Source organism: Clostridium sp. UBA5119 (assembly GCF_002414285.1).
Classification (GTDB): domain Bacteria; phylum Bacillota; class Clostridia; order Clostridiales; family Clostridiaceae; genus Clostridium_J; species Clostridium_J sulfidigenes.
In genome coordinates, this window is record NZ_DHYX01000061.1 from 1 (window position 1) to 4,130 (window position 4,130).

The 4,130-nt window shown below is 29.4% G+C and carries 6 protein-coding genes and 2 pseudogenes; all 8 read right to left on the reverse strand.

Annotated features, from left to right (window positions below):
* Nucleotides 1–746: 746 nt before the first annotated feature.
* A pseudogene (locus B2671_RS09905) lies at nt 747–1,110 on the reverse strand (transposase); the annotation flags it as partial.
* Nucleotides 1,111–1,129: 19 nt separating this feature from the next.
* Nucleotides 1,130–1,264, reverse strand: a complete 135-nt coding sequence (locus B2671_RS09910) for a hypothetical protein (protein WP_346870261.1) — start codon at nt 1,262–1,264, stop codon at nt 1,130–1,132.
* Between the two features lie 178 nt (nt 1,265–1,442).
* A pseudogene (locus B2671_RS17690) lies at nt 1,443–1,976 on the reverse strand (capsid protein); the annotation flags it as partial.
* Nucleotides 1,977–1,995: 19 nt separating this feature from the next.
* On the reverse strand, nt 1,996–2,418 hold the full coding sequence (locus B2671_RS09925; RefSeq protein ID WP_346870264.1) for a hypothetical protein: 423 nt from the start codon (nt 2,416–2,418) through the stop codon (nt 1,996–1,998).
* Between the two features lie 71 nt (nt 2,419–2,489).
* Nucleotides 2,490–2,642, reverse strand: coding sequence for a hypothetical protein (locus B2671_RS09930; protein ID WP_346870265.1), 153 nt, complete (start codon nt 2,640–2,642; stop codon nt 2,490–2,492).
* A 151-nt stretch (nt 2,643–2,793) separates the two neighbouring features.
* Nucleotides 2,794–3,093, reverse strand: a complete 300-nt coding sequence (locus tag B2671_RS09935; RefSeq protein WP_346870266.1) for a hypothetical protein — start codon at nt 3,091–3,093, stop codon at nt 2,794–2,796.
* Nucleotides 3,094–3,240: 147 nt separating this feature from the next.
* Nucleotides 3,241–3,372, reverse strand: a complete 132-nt coding sequence (locus B2671_RS09940) for a hypothetical protein (protein WP_346870267.1) — start codon at nt 3,370–3,372, stop codon at nt 3,241–3,243.
* A gap of 222 nt (nt 3,373–3,594) precedes the next feature.
* A complete protein-coding gene (locus B2671_RS09945; RefSeq protein ID WP_346870268.1) occupies nt 3,595–4,017 on the reverse strand; it encodes a VOC family protein in 423 nt (140 codons plus the stop codon).
* Between the last annotated feature and the right edge of the window lie 113 nt (nt 4,018–4,130).

A 4,130-nucleotide genomic window follows, 5' to 3' on the forward strand; every position in this document is an offset into this window, starting at 1 on the left:
CTATATAGGGTACATTTTAATATACCGTAGCTCTTTTTTTCTTACATTGTATCTAATGGTATTGTTAATCTTCTAATCTAGATGAAGATCTATACTACATACTATTAAACTCCATAAAAATGTTTCCTATTATTGAATTTAACAGTTTTCGAATATTCATATTTACATTTACTAATACTAACTTAGAATATAAATTAATAGTTGTTGGAATATCCGATTCCCATAATTAATAGTCATTTCCTTGTATATTAAAATCCTATACTAACTTTTAAAATTTAATACTGTTAATTTATATCCTGCATAAATATTTAGTGACATAAATAAAAGCAGTAATTTCCCTCTATAAATTACTGCTTTCTATCTTTAGCTAATATAATTATAATGGCCTTAACAATTTCATTTAAGGCTACTTTCAAGGAGATTATATAACTACGTTATGAATAATACTGTTATTTTGTTCCTATGATATACAATTATTAATAATTATAAATATAAGCATAATTATTCTTATTTAGGAGGACCATATGCTATTTTTTATTTAATTTATAAAATATAGTAGTATATATTACAGTATATTATCATTATTTGTGTTAACTTACTTATGTATAAAAAAATATATAAGTGATAAACTATATGTACCTTTTTCGTTTCCCTTAGATAATAAATGTTTATACAAAAGAAAAACAGGCTAGTAAGGATTTTATTGAACTGCCCCCTGTCAAGTAGACATGGTAAATAATAAAAAATTATGCCACTAAGGTATGACTTCGATATTCAATTGGAGTCATACCTTTTAGCTTTTTTTGTAGTCTCTTTGTATTATAAAATTCTATATATTCATCAATAGCTTGTTCAAGTTCCTCATATGTATTAAATTTTCTTAAGTAATACATTTCGGCTTTAAGTGTACCCCAAAAACCTTCCATAGGACCATTATCAATACATCGACTTACTCTAGACATACTATACTGCATTAATTTTATCTAGCTTGCATTTAAATATTCTGCTTGTATATTGAAAACCACGATCACTATGGAAAATTGGTTTTGCAGTTGTATTTGCAGCGATAGCTTGATCTAATATATCAAATACCAGTTGATTATTGTTAGAAGTCCTTACCATTCCTCCTCTATGCAGTTACAGTGTAAACAACTTTTATATTATTTTTGCTTGTAACAATGCTTCCATTACAGTTCGTCTCCACTAAATATCCGTTTATAATGAATCTTCCATTTTTATACTCTGTATCATTAGCAAAGGTCACAAAACACTCAAAATTTCTTATGGAATAGTTAGATCCAGATATTTCAACTTTTCTAACAGATGGAGTCACAACATATTTTTTATTTTTAAATTCATCCGGAAGCTGAACTGCTACCTGTCCACTCCCACCCCCACTTCCACTATAAGCAGGTATTTGAACTTCCCCACTATAACTTAAATAGTAACTTATTCATTGCTGGAGTAACATAAAGTATCCTTCCTTCACTTGGAACTCCTGCATCATCCATTTTTTCATTTGAGTATCGAACCAATCTAATATATTATCTGTAGTTAAAACTGTGTTATCAATAACAGCTCCATTACTAGCATAAGTTTTAGCTTCTTCATATAACTTAGAGTATCTGTAAGAGTCCTTCTCAGGAATTGATTGTTCTTCCTCAAATACATTTTGGATATTTGCTACTTCTAAAACTAAATTGGTTTCATCTATATCCAATGATCTAATGCAAATTCGATATCTCTATCGTGTGCTAGTTTCTTTGGTTCCCAATTATTTGCTATTGTTCCAGTATTGAAACTCATATCACCTCTGTTGTGGTCTTTATACCCACTTAAAGTTAATCTAGGTAATTTAGTGCATTAATAAACTTTACTCCTGGATTAGATTGAGTTAATAGAAAGGACGTTAACTCCCTTGTGTACTTTTGTTGTAATTCTCTTTCAAATTGTTCAGCATAACTGTATACTGCCATTAAAAATCATCTCCATTTCTTATTTTTTATTACCGAAAATACTAGATATAGCATCTTCTGCATTTGATTTTGATCCGTTGGCTCCAGCACCTATTTGTTGGAACCCTTTATTATCTTGTTGATTAGTACCCTTTAATTGAGGTACATATTCTAACACTTTATTTAGTGCAGCTGTTATTAGATTTTCATCAATCTCACCTTTTTCATTGGTTACTTTTGATAAGTCAGCTAACTTAGTAACATAAGGAATTGTATTAGCTTCAATTCCAAGTCCTAAAGCTTGTTTGTAAGCTACATTATCAACTCTAGCTTTAACTATTTGAGCTTTTAATTGTTCATTCTCCTGTTGAAGTGTTGTTAATGTGATAGTTTGCTCTTGTGCTTTAGTCTGCTTATTGGTTTTAAAATCTTTAATAGCTTGGTTAATATCATCCTGGGACATCCCTTGTTGTTCAAAGTAAGATTTCAGTATAAAATTTTCCTTACTTTGAGTACCTTTATTGATGATATCCGCTAACTTATCATAGTCAATAGATGAAGTTTGTTGATTTCCTTCACCCCTTCAGTAGCAGCACCAGTCCCATCATCTCCAGTTCCATCATCTGGTGAAAGTAATGTTTGATACCTACATAATCCTAAATTGACTAACATTTTTGTTTTTAACATAATAATTACCTCCCATTTTAAAGTGTTGTCCACTACTCCGTTTTAGCTCGTCAGCTATTCCTCACAGTTTAGAGCCTTAAGAGTTTTGGGCATAATAAAAAGCCTTAGTTTCCTAAGACTTTAGATATTTTATTTAAAATATTTTTTTAACTTATCTTAAAATTGGCCAAACATCTATTACAAAATCTTGTGATTCATCATTATAAAAGCATATATCCCATACAGTTCCAAATGAATTCGGTCGAAACATTACTGGATAAACTTTATAGGCTTTTTTCGGGTCTGGATCTTGAACCCTAAAACCATAACCTATTATTTCACGATTAAAATATGAAATAGGTGTTACATCGCTTAAACTATTTTTTAAAATTTTTATAGACGTTGCTGGAATATCCACATTGATTGTAGGTGTTACTTCAACTAGTTCTTCTTTTTCTGATATATATCTCATATTCATTACTTCCTTTCTCTCATTTTTGTTACTTATACACCATTATTATCAATCTAATTATAAAAATTATTCATAAAGCGAATTACTAATATTGATAATTAACAAATTCTAATTCATTATTATTTTTATGAATAATAAAAGCACCTACTATTTAAAATGTCTTTTTATTTTCTCTAGCAACTTTTCATTTTCAACTTCCCCTAAATCCATGACACATAAGTCACTATTTAAAAGTACATACCCACTTTCAATATTCCCTGGATCTATTGCTAAAATCACTTAATCGCCTTNNGGCCTTCTTTTTTCTTTTTTTCATCACTTGTAAATATATATTTCTCTAAAAACTCTCTTAAAGTCATATCTCTCAACTCCCATTAAATTTGAATAAAAAAATACCGCATATTCGTTTTGAATAGTACGGTGTTCAAAATAATTATTCGGTTTTTTATTGTTGTGATGTTAAAAAAGAAATTTGTGTAACAAGTTCTTATTAGGATTAATCTATTTCACTCGTTCAATCATTGGATGACTTTCTTTGAATCGAACTAAGTCCCACAGATTTCCATATAAATCTTTAAATACTGCAACAATACCATACGATTGTTCTTTAGGTTCTCTAACAAACTCTATACCTTTTGAAACCATTTCGTTATAGTCTCTCCAAAAATCATCAGTGCCTAAAAATAGAAAAACTCTTCCACCTGCTTGATTACCTATAAACTCCTCTTGTTCGGGTTTAGATGATTTTGCAAGTAATATTGTAGTTCCACCAGAGCCAGGTGGCGACACAACCACCCAACGTTTGTCTTGTTCAGGCTGATATGTGTCTTCAATTAATGTAAAGTGAAGTTTCTTCGTATAAAATTCTATAGCTTCATCATAGTCTTTAACAACTAGAGCTATATGGACAATTGATTGTATCATTTCCTTAACTCCTAACTATTCTATATATTGTAAATGTTATTATAGTTCTTATGTTATTCATTGCTTTGAAATTTACAAGATTTTCTTTATATTATACATGAAACATTCTATAT

Bases quoted from the DNA above. Each gene is read 5' to 3' on its own strand.
- B2671_RS09925 (WP_346870264.1), bottom strand. From the start codon at position 2,418: ATGTCCCAGGATGATATTAACCAAGCTATTAAAGATTTTAAAACCAAT.
- B2671_RS09930 (WP_346870265.1), bottom strand. From the start codon at position 2,642: ATGTTAAAAACAAAAATGTTAGTCAATTTAGGATTATGTAGGTATCAA.
- B2671_RS09935 (WP_346870266.1), bottom strand. From the start codon at position 3,093: ATGAGATATATATCAGAAAAAGAAGAACTAGTTGAAGTAACACCTACA.
- B2671_RS09945 (WP_346870268.1), bottom strand. From the start codon at position 4,017: ATGATACAATCAATTGTCCATATAGCTCTAGTTGTTAAAGACTATGAT.